The 17,962-nt window shown below is 45.1% G+C and carries 12 protein-coding genes; 7 read left to right on the top strand and 5 right to left on the bottom strand.

Going from position 1 to position 17,962, the window contains the following annotated elements:
• Window positions 1-5: 5 nt before the first annotated feature.
• Complete coding sequence (locus tag DTQ70_RS13330) at window positions 6-665, bottom strand: HAD family phosphatase (RefSeq protein ID WP_122931260.1); 660 nt, start codon at window positions 663-665, stop codon at window positions 6-8.
• Between the two features lie 175 nt (window positions 666-840).
• On the opposite strand from DTQ70_RS13330, the gene DTQ70_RS13325 reads away from it, so the two are divergent.
• From DTQ70_RS13325 to DTQ70_RS13315, 3 genes are all read left to right on the top strand, one after another.
• Window positions 841-2,274, top strand: a complete 1,434-nt coding sequence (locus tag DTQ70_RS13325) for a PQQ-dependent sugar dehydrogenase (protein WP_122931259.1) — start codon at window positions 841-843, stop codon at window positions 2,272-2,274.
• 113 nt (window positions 2,275-2,387) lie between these two features.
• On the top strand, window positions 2,388-3,494 hold the full coding sequence (locus DTQ70_RS13320) for an Mrp/NBP35 family ATP-binding protein (protein ID WP_122931258.1): 1,107 nt from the start codon (window positions 2,388-2,390) through the stop codon (window positions 3,492-3,494).
• Between the two features lie 74 nt (window positions 3,495-3,568).
• Window positions 3,569-3,817: a NifU family protein gene (locus tag DTQ70_RS13315; protein WP_206019723.1), complete on the top strand. Its 249-nt coding sequence runs from the start codon at window positions 3,569-3,571 to the stop codon at window positions 3,815-3,817.
• A gap of 105 nt (window positions 3,818-3,922) precedes the next feature.
• On the opposite strand, the gene DTQ70_RS13310 is transcribed toward DTQ70_RS13315, so the two are convergent.
• The 3 genes from DTQ70_RS13310 to DTQ70_RS13300 form a co-directional block, all read right to left on the bottom strand.
• Window positions 3,923-5,005 (bottom strand): MBL fold metallo-hydrolase, encoded by a 1,083-nt coding sequence (locus DTQ70_RS13310; RefSeq protein WP_229600127.1) that lies wholly within the window; start codon window positions 5,003-5,005, stop codon window positions 3,923-3,925.
• Window positions 5,006-5,038: 33 nt separating this feature from the next.
• Complete coding sequence (locus DTQ70_RS13305) at window positions 5,039-5,578, bottom strand: TetR/AcrR family transcriptional regulator (protein ID WP_122931256.1); 540 nt, start codon at window positions 5,576-5,578, stop codon at window positions 5,039-5,041.
• Window positions 5,579-5,708: 130 nt separating this feature from the next.
• Entirely contained in the window at window positions 5,709-6,233 is a 525-nt protein-coding gene (locus tag DTQ70_RS13300) for a PolC-type DNA polymerase III (RefSeq protein WP_122931255.1), read from the bottom strand.
• A gap of 128 nt (window positions 6,234-6,361) precedes the next feature.
• Between DTQ70_RS13300 and DTQ70_RS13295 the strand changes: the two genes are divergently transcribed.
• A complete protein-coding gene (locus DTQ70_RS13295; RefSeq protein ID WP_164490009.1) occupies window positions 6,362-6,712 on the top strand; it encodes a LytTR family DNA-binding domain-containing protein in 351 nt (116 codons plus the stop codon).
• A gap of 8 nt (window positions 6,713-6,720) precedes the next feature.
• Here the strand turns inward: DTQ70_RS13295 and DTQ70_RS13290 are convergent, their stop codons facing one another.
• On the bottom strand, window positions 6,721-9,726 hold the full coding sequence (locus tag DTQ70_RS13290) for a PD-(D/E)XK nuclease family protein (RefSeq protein ID WP_122931253.1): 3,006 nt from the start codon (window positions 9,724-9,726) through the stop codon (window positions 6,721-6,723).
• 241 nt (window positions 9,727-9,967) lie between these two features.
• Between DTQ70_RS13290 and DTQ70_RS13285 the strand changes: the two genes are divergently transcribed.
• The 3 genes from DTQ70_RS13285 (at window position 9,968) to DTQ70_RS13275 (ending at window position 17,951) form a co-directional block, all read left to right on the top strand.
• Window positions 9,968-13,120 (top strand): TonB-dependent receptor, encoded by a 3,153-nt coding sequence (locus tag DTQ70_RS13285; protein ID WP_122931252.1) that lies wholly within the window; start codon window positions 9,968-9,970, stop codon window positions 13,118-13,120.
• 26 nt (window positions 13,121-13,146) lie between these two features.
• Window positions 13,147-14,730, top strand: coding sequence for a RagB/SusD family nutrient uptake outer membrane protein (locus DTQ70_RS13280; RefSeq protein WP_229600126.1), 1,584 nt, complete (start codon window positions 13,147-13,149; stop codon window positions 14,728-14,730).
• 239 nt (window positions 14,731-14,969) lie between these two features.
• Window positions 14,970-17,951: a TonB-dependent receptor gene (locus tag DTQ70_RS13275; RefSeq protein WP_122931251.1), complete on the top strand. Its 2,982-nt coding sequence runs from the start codon at window positions 14,970-14,972 to the stop codon at window positions 17,949-17,951.
• Window positions 17,952-17,962: the final 11 nt, after the last annotated feature.

Raw genomic sequence — 17,962 nt, 5'->3', positions numbered from 1 at the left:
CCAAATTAAGAAAGCAATTGTTTTACGAAATCGAAGTTCAACGAATCGTAATTGGCAATATAAGCACTACAGGGCGGAAGCTCATTCGGGCCATGTGAGGTAGTAACACCCACCACTTTCATGCCTGCGGCGAGTCCTGCTTTTACCCCTGAGACGGAGTCTTCAAAAACCACGCAGCGGTCAGGAGAAATTCCCAAACGTTCGGCGCTTTTGAGATAGACTTCAGGGTTGGGTTTGTGTTGGGTAACGTCGCGTTCTGAAAGCATTGATTCCATCACTTCGCCCAACAAAGGTATGCGCTCGACCATCATGTCTAAGTTTTCAAAAGGCGCTGAGGTAGCGATTCCCGTTTTGACGTTGTTTTGCTTGAGGTCTTTCAAAAAAGGCAAAAGCCCCGAAATCGGCTCGGCGATAGAAGCATATAATTCTCTGAAAAGGGCTTCTTTTTCAAATTGAAGTTGGGTGAGTTCGGCTCCTTCCACGTTTTTTTTGAAAAAATAGCTCAAAATGTAGCTGTTGTGCTTGCCATACATGTGGTTTTGGAGCTCTTCTTCGGTGGGAACGATGGCGTATTGGTCTAAAAATTTACGCCAAGCGATGTTGTGAGTGGGGTTGGTATCGGCAATAACGCCGTCCATGTCAAAGATTACTGCAATGTCTGTCATTTCGTAAAAGGAAGCTTTTCAAGAAAAAGCTCCGCTGGATTGTTTTGAAGCTACAAAAGTAATGCCTCTTTCGCAATTGACGCTACGACTTTGTTTACCTTTTCTAACACTATATTGCTTTTGCGTTATTTCTACTTAATTTACATCAAAAAACCAACCCCTATTTATTTCAAACATGTTTAAATACGCAGCGATTAGCTCAGTGGCGGCAACCGTGATTTTGGCCAGCCAACTGACGCACCAACCCCAGCCCACCACCGAGTATGTGGCTACACCTGCCGCTTTTGAAACGGCTGCCAACAACTACAAAAACTTTTGCTCAGGTTGCCACGGCGAAAAAGTAGAAATGTTTGTGGATCGCCAGTGGAAACATGGCAAAACGAAGGACGATTTAATCAAAAGTATCACCAATGGCTACCCAGATAACGGGATGCCTGCGTGGGGTAAATCACTCAAAAAAGAGGATATCGACGCCTTGTCCGACTATATTTTGGAAGGACTCGATAAAGCAAGTAAATACAGCTTTGCGTCAAAACCTAAATCAAACATTTTTACATCGGAAGATATGACTGTGAAACTCGACACCATTGCCAGTGGGTTGAGTAGTGCGTGGGGAATGACGTTTTTGCCCGATGGTGATATGCTCATTACCGACCGTAACGGCAGTATTTATCGGGTGGATAGAAACAAACAGAAGGAAAAAGTAACGGGCGGGCCTGAGGTGTTAGCCGAAGGGCAGGGGGGGCTACTTGACGTGGAACTTCACCCTAAATTTGCCCAAAACCAACTGATTTATTTCTCTTATTCAGCGTTTAAAACGGTCGATGGAACTAAGCTTTCTACCACGGCCGTCATGCGTGCCCGACTTATGGGAAACTTGCTGACTGACCAAAAAGTCATTTTTGAGGCATTGCCTTACTTAAAAACGCGCCATCATTATGGTTCACGGTTGGAGTTTGACCGCAATGGTTTTTTGTTTGTATCCGTGGGTGATCGTGGGCAGCACCAGCCGCTCTTTCCGCAGTCGGTTGAAAATGCCTGTGGAAAAATTCACCGAATCAACGACGATGGAAGCATCCCTGCCGATAATCCGTACGTCAAACAAGACAAAGCGATTGCGTCGATTTACTCATTTGGACACCGCAATCCGCAAGGTTTGGCCATGCACCCTACGACGGGCGAAATGTGGGAACACGAACACGGCCCTCGCGGCGGCGATGAGTTGAACCTTATTCGTAAAAACGTCAATTACGGCTGGCCTGCGATTTCGTACGGTATCAATTACGACGGAACGGTGTTGACTCCACTAACGGCCAAAGAAGGCATGGAACAGCCTAATTTATACTGGATTCCGTCGATTGGGCCGAGTGGGATGGTGTTTGTGACGGGCGATAAATACCCTGCTTGGAAAGGCGATTTGTTGGTAGGTTCGCTGCGTTTTAAATACCTCAACCGTTGTAAAATGGAAAACGGAAAAGTGGTAAAAGAAGAAATATTGCTCGAAAACCTCGGTCGTTTGCGCAATGTCCAAATGGGTCGCGACGGTTATATATACGTAGGAGTGGAAGACCCAGGTTTTGTATTTCGTTTAGTACCCGTGAAAAAATAATCGTGGCTCAGGTTATTCGTTACCTGAGCCAAATCTACTTTTCAGGGACCGTGTTAGGGGTTTAGCAAACTTTCCTTGTACTTTTGGGGTTAGTTAAAAAATTGTCATTATAAATGGGTGACCTAACGATCAATAAAGAGAAAATACTTCAAGCGCTCAGTACTGTACAAGAGCCAGATCTTAAAAAAGACCTTGTAACGCTCGGCATGATTCGAGACGTAGAAACAGGGATTGACTTGGTAAGTTTTACGGTGGTGCTAACGACCCCCGCTTGCCCGTTGAAAGAACTCATCCGCAAGGATTGTACGGATGCCATTCATAAGTTTTTTGGCAATCATATTCGGGTTAATATAAACATGACCGCCGATATTACAACCACTCGTTCGGGCGGGCCTGTGATGCCACAAGTAAAAAATATCATTGCCATTGCATCAGGCAAAGGAGGTGTCGGAAAATCGACGGTGACGGCCAACTTGGCCATGGCGTTGTCACGTGCAGGGGCAAAAGTGGGTATTTTGGATGCGGATATTTACGGGCCTTCGATGCCTGTGATGTTTGGCGCCGAAGACATGCAGCCTCGTATTGTGACGCGCGATGGGCGCAACCTGATGATGCCGATTCAGCAATGGGGAATCAAAATCATTTCGATGGGCTTCCTAGTGCCAGCCGAAAGTGCCACTGTTTGGCGCGGCCCAATGGCAAGTACGGCGTTGCGACAGTTGATTGGTGATGTAGAATGGGGTGAATTAGATTATCTGTTGATTGACCTGCCACCTGGTACAAGTGACATTCACTTGACGTTGGTGCAAGCATTGCCCGTCACGGGAGCGGTGATTGTCACAACGCCTCAGAAAGTTGCCTTGGCCGATGCCATCAAAGGTTTGGCAATGTTCCGTCAGCCGCAAATCAATGTTCCTGTGCTTGGGGTCGTCGAAAATATGGCCTATTTTACCCCTGCCGAACTTCCAAACAACAAATATTTCTTGTTTGGAAAAGATGGAGGAAAAGAACTTGCGTCAAAGTTTGATGTTCCAGTCATTGGACAAATTCCGTTGGTACAAGGGATTCGCGAAGGAGGAGATGAAGGCCGTCCAGCGTTTTTGAGTGAAGATGAAATTACGAAAGCAGCATTCCAAGAAGCCGCCGAAAACTTGGCGCAGCAGGTGGCGATTCGGAATGCGACCCAGGCCAAAACCAAACAGGTGGAGATTCGGGTGTAGAAAGCTCCGAACCTTGATTGGCAATGAAAAAATGTACATATTAGCGTTTTAATCACAGGTTAATACAAACATTCATGGAAGAATTAAAATCACGCGTGGAAAATGCCCTCAATAGCATTCGTCCGTATTTGGAGGCGGATGGGGGCAACGTCAAAGTGAAAGAAATTACGGATGACATGACCGTAATGTTGGAGCTCACGGGTGCTTGTAGTGCTTGTCCTATGTCTTCAATGACATTTAAGGCAGGTTTGGAAGAAGCTATTTTGAAATCGGTACCCGAAATCAAAAAAGTAGAAGCCCTCAATTTAACACCTGCGTTTTAAGGAAAAAGACTTCGTTTTGATAGTTGAAAACCCTTTGCAAAAATAAAAAGTGCTTCTAGGTTTAAACTTAGAAGCACTTTTTTGTTGAAATATGATCGCCGTTGGTTATTTCCACCAAGCCTTGTTAGGATAATGGCGATTGATTTCTACCACTTCGCCAATCATGGGGGTTGTGACTGGAACGTTTAGCTCTTGCGCTTTTTTGGTGACACGTTCGATGGGTTCCATCCACGGATGGAGACCTAAAGTAAACTTGGCCCAGTGAACGGGTAAAAGCGTTTTTGCTTTTAGTTCAACGGCCGCTTGGGCTACTTCTTCGGGCATCATGTGAATGTATTTCCACATCTGATTGTACTGGCCACATTCCAAAATCGCTAAGTCAAACGGCCCGTATTTCTCGCCAATTTCTTTAAAATGAGTGTCATAGCCCGAATCTCCCCCAAGGTACAGGTTGTGTTGGGGTGTTTTTAAAATAAAGGACGACCAAAACGTTTGGGCGCGCTTAATACCTCTGCCCGAAAAATGACGGGCGGGCGCGGCGGTGATTTCTAACGAATCGGCAATGGTTGTGTTTTCCCACCAGTCTAACTCATTGATTTGGGAAGGAGAATAACCCCAATGTTGCAAATGTGAACCTACACCCAGCGAGGTCACCACTTGTTTTACTTTGGGCTGAAGGGCCTTAACAGTCGGGTAGTCGAGGTGGTCGTAGTGGTCATGTGAAATAATGAGAAGGTCGATGGGGGGGAAATCATCCAAGGAATAGACGTTGCTTCCGCCGTAATTGCCCCCAAAAAATGAAACAGGAGAAGCATGGCCGCTAAAAACGGGGTCCACCAAAATAGTTTTTCCTCCAACCTTCAAAAAATACGATGAATGCCCAAACCAAACCACCGAAGGGGCATCGTTGGGCAGGTTTTTTAAATCGGTCTTAACTGACGGGAGAGGTTGGCTAGGTTCTTTATTTTCGACTTTGACAAAATAGGCTTTGAGAATATCCCAGTAAGTAGTGCCTTCGGCTAGGTCGGGGGTAAGGTGTTGATTTTGGAAACCTTTTTCTTTGTAATGAGATGATTTTTTGATTTTTTCAAGGTGCGCTCCCTCAGGGTTTTGCCCAAATTGCGGCTGTTGCAGGTAAAAATAACCACCCAAAGCGAGGGCAGCTAAAATGATAAGGGTTGTCATCATGGTTTTTTTGAATTTGCGAGACATTTGTCGGTGTTAGTTGGGGTATTTACTTTTAAGAAAAGCGAGGGTAGTTTCGATGTACTCTGGAGACGGAGAAAGGGCAAGTTGGTGACTAAAACCGTCTAAAAGCATCATCAAAATTTTTACTTCTTGTTCAGGTTGTGCGTATCCGAGTGCCCGAAAACCATCGGTAAGTGCTTGTATTACTTTTAGGTGTGCAGGGCTTGGGGTGTAGTTTTGGTTCTTGTATTTTTTCTGCCATTTGAGCGAAAACTGAAGCATCCAAAACTCACGTTCTTCCTGAAAAAGCTGAACGGGTAGTTCGAGCGTCGCGTGGATTTGGTCAACGGGGTTGGATAATTGTAAAATACGCTCGGCATTGGCGCTAAGCCGCTCTTCGCTCATGGCGACGATGGCGTCCATGAGGCCGTCTTTGTTGGTAAAATGGCGAAAAATCAGTCCTTCCGACACGCCTGCTTCTTTGGCAATGAGGCTCGTGGGGGTCGTATCAAAGCCTTTTTCGGCAAAAAGCCGAAGGGCAGTTGCCAAAATAAGTTCTTGTTTTTCAGTCATTGTTTAATAAAAGTGAGTAATCACTTACAAAACTGACCGATGCGTAAAATGGTTCAAGTGGGCGCATTTTTTCTTGGTTGCGTCGGAGACGCTAGGCCGAAGATGTCCCAAATCGGAGTTCGGGACTAGCTTACGGGCGCCAGTCTTTTAGGATGCCAGCGTGGTCATTTTGAAGAAGCTGCTCAAACAATAGGGTAGTGGCGGAGGCATCGCCCATGGCGCGGTGATGGTTGACGTGGCGGATTTGGAGGTCGCGGCAAATGTTGCCCAAACTGTACGACTTATAGCCAGGAAAAATTTTCCGACTTAGTTTCACCGTGCACAACGTATCGCGTTTGAAATACTCATCCAAACGGTTGAATTCCCTTTGCACAAACCCATAATCAAATGAAGCATTGTGCGCTACAAAGGCGGCATTGAGGGTCATTCGACGTACTTCATCGGCGATTTCTTCAAAAGTAGGGGCATCTTTGACCATCTCGTTGTCGATGCCCGTCAGTTGGGTAATAAAACCAGGAATCCAACATTGAGGATTGACCAAACTTTGGTAAGAATCTATGATTTGGGTGCCATCGTGGCGAATAATTGCAATTTCAGTGATGCGGCTTGTGGCATAGGCGCCGCCCGTGGTTTCAATGTCAACAATGGCAAACATATATATGGCTATAAACTAAGCTGTAAAAATACGGGAAAATTGCGGGAAGTGAAGGGTAGTTTTCCCCTTGAATGGCCAAAGGCAAATCATGCACCTTTGTACAACTATTCACTAACTCCCTGCTACTCATGAAAGTATATGAACTTGCATTTACCAAAAAAGGCGTTGCTGGCTTGCGTCTTCCATGTATTGGAGGAAAAGTATTTGTGCCTTTGAATGAAATTGTTCGTTTAGAGGGGCGTCGAAATTATACGCTTATCGTAATAAATGCCCATCCACCGATGCTGGTAGCCAAAACTTTGGGGCTTTTTGAAACAGAATTATCTAACTCATTTGTGCGCATTCGGCGGGGGTGTATTATCAACCTACTTCATACTTCCGTGGGGCACGATGGGTTGGTGCGTCAAAAAGATGGTTTTGCCGCACCCGTCGCCCGACGAAGGGCCAAGCAACCTGCATTGCTCATACAGGCTGCTTGAGAGGCGATTTATCGACCACAAATTTCCCTAAAATCACAAAACTGACAAGCCGTTAGGTAGTCGGTTTTTCGGAAAGGCTCGTCAGGATTAAGAAGTTTATCAATGACAAAGGTGCGGAGGTAGTTTTCCGACTGTTCTACGTACGATTCGGCATCTTGGGTATCGCCAAATTTTAAAGGATTAAAGATAAAACCACGTTTGATATTGCGCAGGGAGTAAAAGCCCGAAGTCACTTCGTAGGCATCTAAGTGAAACTCGCGTCCGCGCAAACGCAAGCCTTTTTCACGCAGCATTTGTTTATAAATCAGGTATTGATAAATCCATAACTGCCTGATTTTTTCATGGTTTGAATTGTCGCCCGAGTTCATAATGTGATCAAGTTTATCGGGGGTAACTTTGGGGAGCTGTTCGATTTTGCCCGTTTTGTAATCGGCCACGCGAATGACGTTGTTGAGGAGTTCTACGCGGTCAATTTTTCCCGCAATTTTCAAAGCGAGCGGGCCGTCTGATAGGGGTACGTTAAAGGTTGCAGTCAATTTTTGCTCGGTAGCGAGCACAACAAGGTTTTCATCGCGTTGGCGTTGTTCTTTCAGAAAATCCAACACGGTTTGTTCGGCTACTTGGTACAAAAGACGATTGATGCCCGATTCTGGGTCGTAACCTCGGAACAATTTGGCAAATTCTTCGCGCAGTACGGCCTTGATTTCGGCATCGCTAATGGGCTTTCCGTCCATCAAAAATTCGATGTCAATGCGTTCCAACACGGCGTGTATCCACGAACCAAAATCGGCAGCTCCCATTCTTTCTTCCACTTCCTCGTCTTCCGAAACCCCCGCCACGCGACTAAAATAATATTGAAGTGAGCATTTTAAGTACTGGTTGAGGTGGGTTGCGTATAGACCACCGTTAGCTAAGTTTTGGCGTAAAAATGCTAGTGTTTCGGGGGTTTTGGGTACAGTCCAATCGTTGTTGATGGTATGTTTGGAGTTTACTGTTTGGGGTTTACTGTTTGGGGTTGTATCGACGTCGGAGTCTGTCATACCAATATCGGAGGTATCCATCTCTTGAAACCTAACCACGTGTTCCGTAAACTTGATATTTCCGTTGGCTTTGGGCACAAGTTCATGCTCAATTTGGAGAATAAACCGACTTTTTTCGCCGCCATTGTAGGTGTTTGAATCGGTTACATAGACGAGATGAACATCGTTGGCACGTTGTAAAAGCCGATAAAAATGGTACGACATCACTGCATCTTGGTCGCTAAAAACGGGTAAGCCTGCTTCTTTGGCAATGTCAAACGGGATGAGCGAATTTTGGCGTTTGGTCATGGGGAAAACCCCTTCGTTCATCGACAAAATAACGATTCGTTCAAAGTCTAACGCCCTGGTTTCGAGCATCCCTATAATTTGAAGCGGACTGACGGGTTCGCCACTAAACGGTATGCGTGTTTGGCGGATAAGTTCGTACAAAAAGGCTTTAAACGTGCGCAAATTGAGCTTTTCAACGTGCTCGGTACTGAGCGTCGTTTCGAGTTGTTTTAGGAGTGTATAAAACAAGTATAGGTATTCCGTTTCAATCGCATTTTGGGTGTCTTTATACACCTCACGCAAAATATCAATCAGGTCATAAAATACCTTGATGACAGTGTGTGGGTTGTCGTCCCAGCGGCTAAAAAGTGTTTTAAAAAGCGGGTGTTGTTGTCCCCATTCGAGGAGTAGGGCAGGGTCGAGATAGACCAAATTGCGCTGCTGAATTTCCCTAATAGTCACTTGAATGATGGTTTCGGTCGAGACATCACGTTGTTGTAGAGCCAGAAATTCATACCGACGAATGAAGGGGTGGTTCAGTACTTTTTGAACCGTTCGATGGTTGAATTTGGGGATTTTTACGGCCCGTCCGTCTTTGGACCTAAATTCAGCAATGGTAAATTGTAACTCAAAAAGGGAGTCTATGAGCGTAAATAGCAGCGAGTTACGAAGCGTAAGACCCATCGTTACGTTCAAGTCGGTAATGGATTCATCAAGCCCATTGAGCATCGGAACGAGCAGGTTTTCGTCGGCTAAAACAATCCCTACAGGGCGTTGTTCCGAACCACCTTGTCCTTCTGCGCACCATTGTTGGTAGAGCTCGCCCGCCACTTTGGCCTGCATCGAAGCATTGGGAACGGCATAGACGTGTATGTCTTTTTGGGTGCCCAATAAATGGCTTTCACTCCATTTCCATTCACCTGACCAGGCCGCGTCGCGGTATTTACGCAAAAATTTCCCCCCTTCGGCGAGCGGATTATCGCGCATATAGTAGTAATCACAATCCCAAATCGTTTCGGCTTGTTTGGCATTAACGAGGGTTTTGATGATTTTCTCTTCGGCCGCAGTTAGGGCGTTGAAGCCAACAAAATAGTAATGCGGTTTGATGGAATGGTCGGCGGTGAGTAGGACATCAACTGCATTTTCAGCTAAATCTCGGTAGGCCATTCCACGAAACGCCCTGTTTCTCTCTTTTAGGTCTTTTTTGAATGAAAAATATACCTTTTTAAGGTTTGAGAACAATTCAAAATACGCTTTTAGGCGGTCTGATTGCGTAGAAACGTTGCTGTTTGGCCAATCAACTTGCCACCGTTCGAGGGCTTTGGCCTCGGTGATATAGTCAAAAAGGTAATCGGCATCAATCAGATACTGGTCAATTTGGTCAAAGTCACGCAGTAGCATACTACCCCATTGCAAGTAGCGGTCGAAGGTGATGTTTTTATCAACTTGCTTGAAAATATCGTATAATTCAAAGAGTAGGCTCACATTATCGGCAATTTCTATCTTGCAACGGTCAGCTACAAAATCGTCGATTGCGACGACTTCAGGTGCCAAAAATGGCTGAGCAGAACACTGCGCCAAAGCACGTTTTAAAAAATACCCAGACCGTCGGGTAGGAACAATGATAGATAATTGCTCAAGTTGCCGAATGTCAGGATGTTTTGAAAAAATATACCGAGCTGTTTTTTCTAAAAAGGATTCAATCATGGACAAAATTTGTATTTATTGTTTCGGTTGAAGGTTTAAGGTTTTGTCAGTAAAATAAGTATTTTTCGTCGCTAAATTTCGGGGTGTTGGCCGATGTTACTAAGAATACTTACTGATTTTTAGAGATATTCTTTTAATCATGTTTTAATTTCGCGCTTACATTAGCACTAAAGCGCCTAACTTTTGTGCGAAGTAAAAGAGTTAACACCATTTTGTTAAACTAAAAACCAAACTAAATCGTATGCGTAATTTTTTACTGGCAAGCTTTTGCTTGTTATTGGGCTTTTGCACTCAACTCAGAGCGCAAGAGCGTACCGTTACTGGTGCAGTCACCAGTAGTGATGACAGTTCTCCATTACCTGGGGTAAGTGTAGTTGTGAAAGGTACGTTAACAGGAACTGTTACGGATGGTAACGGCAAGTACTCTATCCGAGTTCCGAATGGCAATAGTACCTTGGTGTTTTCATTCGTAGGAATGGAAGAACAAGAAGTGTTGGTAGGTAGCCAATCAGTAATTAATCCTTCGCTTAAATCCCAGGCCAGCGAGCTGAGCGAGGTCGTAGTAGTTGGATACGGTGTGCAGCAGCGCAAAGCTTTTACGGGGTCTGCTTCAAAGGTAGATGCAAAACAATTCGCCAACTTGATGACTCCTTCGATTGACAAGCAGTTGGCTGGTCGTGCAACAGGGGTACAGGTAACAAACGTGGGTGGTGGTGTTAACACGCCAGCACGTATCCGTATTCGTGGTACAAACTCAGTAAACCAAGCCAATGATCCATTGATCGTGGTGGACGGTGTGCCTATCCTTTCTGGAAACTTGGCAAGTACAACCAACTCAAACGCTTTGGGAGATATTAACCCTGCCGACATCGAAAACATGGAAGTGTTGAAAGATGGATCGGCTACGGCGATTTATGGTTCGAGAGCGGCTGCGGGGGTTATTTTGATTACTACCAAAAAAGGTACAAAAGGAAGAGGTAAAGTTAGCTACGATGCTTCTATCGGTTTCAACAACGCCCTCAAGCGTTTTGACGTCTTGAATGCCCAAGAATTTGTGATGATTGCCAACGAAAAATTGGCCAATGCAGGTCAAGCTTTGCGTGCCAACATGGACGCAGCTCAAACTAACACCAACTGGCAAGACCAAGTGATGGTAAACAATGCGGCGGTGCATAACCACACCCTAAGTGCGCAAGGTGGTACTGAAAAGACTAGCTATTATATGTCGCTCAACTACTCGCAGCAACAAGGGATTATCATTACCAACTTTAACAAAGCATACCGTGCTCGTTTGAACGTAGAACACGAAGCAAACAAGTATATCAAAGTGGGTAACAACATCACCATTAGCCGCCAAGACGACGGAGACCAAAACAACGGTACCAACGCTTTGAGTGGTGCGATTTCGTCAACGCTTCGTTTGTTGCCAAACGTGTCGCCTTACAATGCCAACCACCCAACTGGTTTTAACATCAACTGGCCAAACGGTAACTCAATGAACCCAGGCGCTAACACGACTTCGGTGGATGACAACTTCACGAATGCGGCCTTTACGTTGCGTAACAACCAGTACCGTTCGGACAAATACCGTATCATCAACAACAGCTTTATCGAAATTTCTCCGATTCAAGGCTTGAAATTGCGCTCGGTATTCTCGGCAGATATGTTTAGCGATTACAGCTTCCAAAGCTGGACAAATCTTCACGGTGACGGTTACGGAACATCAACGGGTGGAACAAACGGTTATGTGTACAACGAAAACCAAAATCGTTTGCGTTATACGTGGCAAAACTACTTAAACTACAACTTGACGTTGGGTAAAAACCACAACATTTACCTAACAGCAGGTCACGAAGTGCAACGCGATAACTACAAGTGGCACTCTACGTCAGGCTCAAACATCTCGGATATGTTCTTCATCAAAGAAAACTTTATCACGGGTAGTGCAGCCATTCAGACAACGGGTGGGTCGATGACGCAGTCTGGTTTTGAGTCATTGTTTGGTCGTTTTAACTACGATTTCAACAACAAATACTTCGTACAAGCGTCGATTCGTCGCGATGGACAAAGCTCTTTGGCACCTGAAAAACGTTACGGGGTATTCCCAGGTTTCTCAGCAGGCTGGCGCGTATCGCAAGAAGGCTTCTGGACAAACAGCGGCTTGAGCCAATACATCAACGAAGTGAAAGTGAAAGCTTCGTACGCAAGAGTTGGTAATACTTTGAGCGGCTTCCCTTACTTGAGTACGTATGGTGCTCGTCCGTACGGAAACATCAGTGGTATTGCAGTATCAGCCATTGGTAACTCAGACTTGCAGTGGGAAACAAGTAACAAGTACGACGTAGGGATTGATATTGGTATTCTTAACAACCGTTTTAACGTAACAGCGGATTACTTCATCAACGACGTTGATAACTTGGTACTTGGTGTTCCAACACCTTTGAGCGCAGGGGTTCCTGGCAACTCAATTTCTCAAAACATTGGTTCGCTTCGCAACAAGGGTATCGAGTTGGCGATTGGTGGTGACATCATTAGAAGCAAAGATTTCACTTGGAATGCCAACTTCAATTACTCAAATATCAAAAACGAAATCACTGCCCTTTACTCGATTGGTGGTACGGCGGTTCCATACATCCAAAACGGTGGCTATAACTTGATTGAAGTAGGTCAACCCATCAACGTGATTCACGGATACCGGTTCTCAGGTGTAAACTCAGCAAATGGTAACCCAGTTTATGTGAAAGCGGATGGTACACTTGCACAGTTGAATATTTCAAACGGTGCTCCTTTCTCAATTGGTGGTTACTACGTTGCTTCTGGTCAAAACGAAGGCACATTGGGCGCTCAAACGTCGCTGACTTTCAATGACCGTGCGCGTTTAGGAAATCCTACACCCGTATGGTTTGGTGCATTTACCAACAACTTTAACTACAAAGGGTTGGGCTTAGAAATAATGTTGCGTTATTCAGGTGGAAACAAAATCTTCAACATCACTCGTCAAGATGCGTTGATGAACCAAAGTTTCCAAAACAATGGTCGTGAGATTCTTCAAAGATGGCAGAAGCCTGGTGATATCACCAACGTACCTAGATTGTACTATGGTCAAGGTAACAACATCAACCAATCTCAATTGGCAAACTCTCGTTTCCTAGAGAGCGGCGATTACCTCCGTTTACAAAACATCGTATTGACTTACAGTGTACCAAGCAAAGCGTTGACAAAAGCAACGAAGGGTTTTGTGCAGAGTTTGCGTTTGTTTGCGCAAGGACAAAACTTGGCTGTATGGACAAAATACAGCGGAGCTGACCCTGACAACATCAGTACGTTGGGCTTAGACAACGCTGTTAGTCCACAAATTAGAACCGTTTCTTTTGGTTTAAATGTTGGTTTTTAATTCACACTACGACAAACGATTGATTTATGAAAACATTAGTAAAAAGAATATTAATAGGTGCGATTCCACTGGCGATGATGAGCAGTTGCGAAACCGCCCTGGACAAAAGCCCTTTTAACGCCATTACCGATGCAAGTGCATTCAGTACGGCCGACCGTTGCCTCTTGTCGTTGTATGGTGTATATGATGCAGCACAAAGTAGCCCATACACCGATGGTTCTGTACGTGGGTATCCTTTTGGAGCGGCCAACATCGAACAAGGTGATGCACGCGGCGAAGACGTTATCAACGTGGCAGCTTTCTTCCAAATTACTTACCAAGCTACTTACAACACCACCACGGCCAATAACGTAGGGCACTGGGGAGCGTTGTACGCACTTATTAATAAGGCAAACATTTCGATTGATGGCTTTAAAAATGCGGCTCAAACCAACATCATTTCTGCTGCACTTGCGTCTCAATACGAAGCTGAGTGTCGTTTCTTGAGAGCATTGGCGCACCACGAAGCCGTGACGCTTTATGCAAGACCATACTTGGATGGAAATGGAAATAAATTAGGGGTTCCTTACCGCGATTTTGCCATAAACTCAGGTTCGGCAGTAGATCAAGTAAGAGCTATTCCTCGCCCAACGGTGGCTGAGAACTACGAAAAAATCTTAGCAGATTTGGATTTTGCTGAAACAAACTTGCCAGCGACACTTTCACCAGGAACTGTTCGTGCGACAAAAGCGGCGGCCATTGCCTTGAAACAACGCGTGAAATTGCACAAAGGTGACTGGGCAGGTGTGATTGCTGAAGGGGCTAAATTGGTACCTGCAGCAGCGCCATTTGTAAGCCCAATTGGTGCTTGGAAATTGACAGACGAGCCTAATGGGCCATTTACAAATAATAGTTCTACGGAGAGCATCTTCTCAATTCGTAACGATGCTTTGGATAACACTGGTACCAACGGTGCCTTGCCAAGTATGTACGGTGCTGCTAACTTAGGTGCGCGTGGTTTGTTGGCTATTTCGCCAATCATTTGGAACAATGCGAAATGGTTGGAAACTGATAAGCGTCGTACGCAATTGTACCTTACTGGTGCCAATGCCAACGGAGCTTCAACGGTAAACGTGTTCACTAGAAAATATACGTCTTACACCGAAAGAGCTGACTTTGCACCGCAGATTCGCTACGCAGAAGTACTGTTGAACTCAGCTGAAGCCGAAGCTCGTCAAGCTACAGGCGTTTCTGACAGAGCTATTGCTCTATTGAACGCAGTACGTAACCGTGCACTTGCCGCGCCTGCAACAGAAGCTTATACTGCTGCCAGCTTTGCTGATAAAAAAGCGCTTATTGCGGCTATTTTGTTGGAAAGAAGAATTGAGTTTTTAGCAGAAGGAAAGCGTTGGGCGGATATTCACCGCAATGCCGTTGACCCTGATTTTACCACAGGTGGTATCCCTGCTAAGTATGCAAACGCTTCACAAGGTGCTGCTTTGTACCGTGTGGGGGGAGCAATCAATCCAACTCAAGCAGCGATTCCTTATGCGGATTTTCGTTTTATCTGGCCAATCCCAGATACTGAAAAGACGCAGAACCCAATCATTGAACAAAACCCAGGCTACTAATCGCTTAGGTATATTTTATTGGTACTTATTTCAAAAAGGAAAGCATTTGCTTTCCTTTTTGCGTTTAAAATAACCACAAAATAATCCATTTGGGATAATAAATAGTTGGTAAACTAAATGATGTGCTTGCAACTTATTGCGTTCTTGCTTAATTTTACGGAACAATTATAAACCGTAACAGGTTTACAATTGTGTGTTGCAAAACACATTAGAATCAACCTAAAAACCAACTAAATCGTATGCGTAAAATTTTACTCGCAAGCTTTTGCTTGTTGATGAGTTTTTGTGTGCAGCTTCGAGCACAAGAGCGAACCGTTTCAGGAACGGTAACAAGCAGTGAAGATGGAACAGCCCTACCAGGGGTGACGGTCGTTGTCAAAGGGACAACGCGCGGTGTGAATACCGATGCTGATGGAAAGTACAAAATCGCGGTTTCAAACGGTGGCCAACTTGTATTTAGCTTCGTAGGTTTTGAAAAAACAACCGCTGAAGTAGGTTCCAAAACAATCATTAACGTAACGCTTACTCCAGAAGCCAACAACCTCAATGAGGTAGTGGTAACGGCTTATGGTGGTTCTTCTGCGAAAAAGAATATCACTGCGGCGGTATCTCAAGTAAGTGGAAAAACCATTGAAGGTTTGCCGATGCAAACTGTTGACCGTGCCCTCCAAGGTCGCGCGGCAGGGGTACAGGTAACCGCTACGAGTGGTCAGCCTGGGGGTGGTATCAACGTTCGCGTTCGCGGGGTTGGTTCAATCAACGCTGGTAACGACCCACTTTACATCATTGATGGGGTACAAGTAGCGAGCGGTGGTTTGTCAGGTGTTGCAAGCTCAAACGTACTTGCATCATTGAACCCTAACGACATCGAGTCCATCCAAGTGTTGAAAGATGCGGCGGCGTCAGCTATCTATGGTGCGCAAGGGTCAAACGGGGTGGTATTGATTACTACAAAGCGTGGTAAAGCTGGTAAAACCAAATTCAAAGTATCTATCCAAGATGGTTTTACGGATGTGTTGAAGAAATTGGATGTGCTAACTGCGGCAGAGTTTGCGACCCTTAAAATTGAAGGTTTTGAAAACCGCGCTAGAGCAACAAACGCTTCGGTAGAAACTGCGCGTGCCAATGCCATTGCACAATATGGTGATCCTGCTACGGTTCAAAACACCGATTGGCAAGACTATGTGTATCAGCGTGGTCGCCTTCGTATGATTGATGCCTCTGCTACGGGTGGTGATGGAAAAACAAACTTTTACTTGGCAACCTCGTACAACTTCCAAGAAGGACAAGTAATTAAGTCTGACTTTGGTCGTGGAACAGTTCGCTTAAACGTGGATCACCAAGCCAATAAAAAACTAAAAATTGAGACTTCAATTGGTCTTGCTGCTACTACTCAAAACGGTGCCATCGCGGACGGAGCTTTTATCAATAGCCCATTCTTTGCCGCAGCGTTGATTTTGCCAAACCAGCCCGTTTACAAAGCGGATGGTTCATATAATGCACCACTTACAGGGGCATTTAGCTACAATCCAGTACAAAGTGTAGAGTACGAAACCCGTTTAAATACCACGATTCAAACGGTTAGTAACTTGGCAGTGAACTACGAAATCATTCCAGGGTTGAAGTTCCGTTCTTTCTACGGTCTTGACTATGCCAACAACCGTGATGATGCGTATCGTGACCCAATCGTTCCGCAATTTGCGTCAACAGGTGGTAGTGCAACCGTCTCTAACCGTTACAGTCTAAACTGGAACACTGCTCAAACGTTGAATTACAACAAAACCATCGGTGACCACGAAATTGGCGCCTTGGTAGGTGGAGAGTACCGTGAACAAATCTCCGAAGTAGTATCTGCTACAGGACAAGGCTTCCCTAACGGTTTGTTCCGTACGTTGGCAGCAGCTGCTCGTCCAATCACAACGACTGGTACTTATACAACATGGCGTATTGCCAGTGTATTTGGTTCATTTAATTATGGATACAAAGACAGATTGATTGGTACTGCAACGTTGCGTTACGATGGGTCTTCACGTTTTGGTTCAAACAGCCGTTACGGTTTGTTCCCTGCGCTTTCAGTAGGTTACCGTTTGTCAGAAGAAAGCTTCTTGAAAAAATACTCATGGTTGTCTGAGTTGAAAGTATTTGCTGGTTATGGTAAAGCAGGTAACAACAACATCAGTGACTTCGCTTCACGCGCATTGTTCGGTTTGGGTGGTCAGTACATCGACCTACCAGGTATCCGTCCTTCGCAATTAGGAAATGCTAACTTATCGTGGGAAGTAGCATCTACGCTCAACGCAGGGGTAAACTATTCACTCTTCAGCGGACGTATTTTTGGGGAGGTACAAGTGTATCGTAAAATCAACGATAAGTTGTTGTTGTCTCGTCCTTTGCCTAACGATAGCGGTTTTGGTTCTATCAACGAAAACCTTGGAAAAGTTGAAAACAAAGGTTTAGAAGTTGAATTTAATCACGTAAACATTAACAAAGGTGGTTTCCGTTGGGAAACAAACTGGAACGTTTCTTTCCAGCGTAACAAAATCCTTCAATTGTTGCCTGGTCAAAACAATATCGGTACGGGTCTGTGGGTAGGACAACCAGTGTTTATCAACTGGTATCCAACTTATGCAGGAGTTAACCCAGCCGATGGTCGTTCGATGTGGTTAGATTCACTCGGGAACATCACTTATACAGTTCAAGCTCGTGATTCAAGAATCCAAGGAACACCGCTTCCAAAAGGGTTTGGTGGCGTAACTAACCGTCTTTCATACAAAGGCATTTCGTTGGAATTCTTCTTCCAAGGTCAGTGGGGTAACCAAGTGTTGAACAACAACGGCTTCTTTATGGAAAGCTCAGCGTCTGCAGGTTGGAACAACATGCAGACTCAACTTGCGCGCTGGACAACGCCAGGGCAAATCACACGCGTACCACGTGCCTACGAAGGTGGTACTGAGCCAGGAAGCAGTACTGTTCAGACGTTCTCTACCAAGCAACTCGAAAATGCGGGTTACGTTCGTTTGAAACAAGTAACCGTTGGGTATGATTTGCCATCGAGTATTACAAAACGGCTTAAACTGACCCAAGTACGTTTCTTTGCTCAAGCCATCAACTTGTTGACTTGGACTGCGTACACAGGTTTAGACCCAGAAATTTTGCTTACTGAAATCGGACGTTATCCGCAAAGTAAGCAAGTGACAGGGGGGATCCAAATCGAGTTTTAATTTCAAACCAT

This window comes from Runella sp. SP2 (genome assembly GCF_003711225.1).
Taxonomy (GTDB): Bacteria; Bacteroidota; Bacteroidia; order Cytophagales; family Spirosomataceae; genus Runella.
This window is presented reverse-complemented; position numbering and strand designations above follow the sequence as displayed.

Excerpts from the sequence above, each read along its gene's own strand:
- DTQ70_RS13330 (WP_122931260.1), bottom strand. The coding sequence starts at position 665 with ATGACAGACATTGCAGTAATCTTTGACATGGACGGCGTTATTGCCGAT.
- DTQ70_RS13325 (WP_122931259.1), top strand. The coding sequence starts at position 841 with ATGTTTAAATACGCAGCGATTAGCTCAGTGGCGGCAACCGTGATTTTG.
- DTQ70_RS13320 (WP_122931258.1), top strand. The coding sequence starts at position 2,388 with ATGGGTGACCTAACGATCAATAAAGAGAAAATACTTCAAGCGCTCAGT.
- DTQ70_RS13315 (WP_206019723.1), top strand. The coding sequence starts at position 3,569 with ATGGAAGAATTAAAATCACGCGTGGAAAATGCCCTCAATAGCATTCGT.
- DTQ70_RS13310 (WP_229600127.1), bottom strand. The coding sequence starts at position 5,005 with ATGATGACAACCCTTATCATTTTAGCTGCCCTCGCTTTGGGTGGTTAT.
- DTQ70_RS13305 (WP_122931256.1), bottom strand. The coding sequence starts at position 5,578 with ATGACTGAAAAACAAGAACTTATTTTGGCAACTGCCCTTCGGCTTTTT.
- DTQ70_RS13300 (WP_122931255.1), bottom strand. The coding sequence starts at position 6,233 with ATGTTTGCCATTGTTGACATTGAAACCACGGGCGGCGCCTATGCCACA.
- DTQ70_RS13295 (WP_164490009.1), top strand. The coding sequence starts at position 6,362 with ATGAAAGTATATGAACTTGCATTTACCAAAAAAGGCGTTGCTGGCTTG.
- DTQ70_RS13290 (WP_122931253.1), bottom strand. The coding sequence starts at position 9,726 with ATGATTGAATCCTTTTTAGAAAAAACAGCTCGGTATATTTTTTCAAAA.
- DTQ70_RS13285 (WP_122931252.1), top strand. The coding sequence starts at position 9,968 with ATGCGTAATTTTTTACTGGCAAGCTTTTGCTTGTTATTGGGCTTTTGC.
- DTQ70_RS13280 (WP_229600126.1), top strand. The coding sequence starts at position 13,147 with ATGAAAACATTAGTAAAAAGAATATTAATAGGTGCGATTCCACTGGCG.
- DTQ70_RS13275 (WP_122931251.1), top strand. The coding sequence starts at position 14,970 with ATGCGTAAAATTTTACTCGCAAGCTTTTGCTTGTTGATGAGTTTTTGT.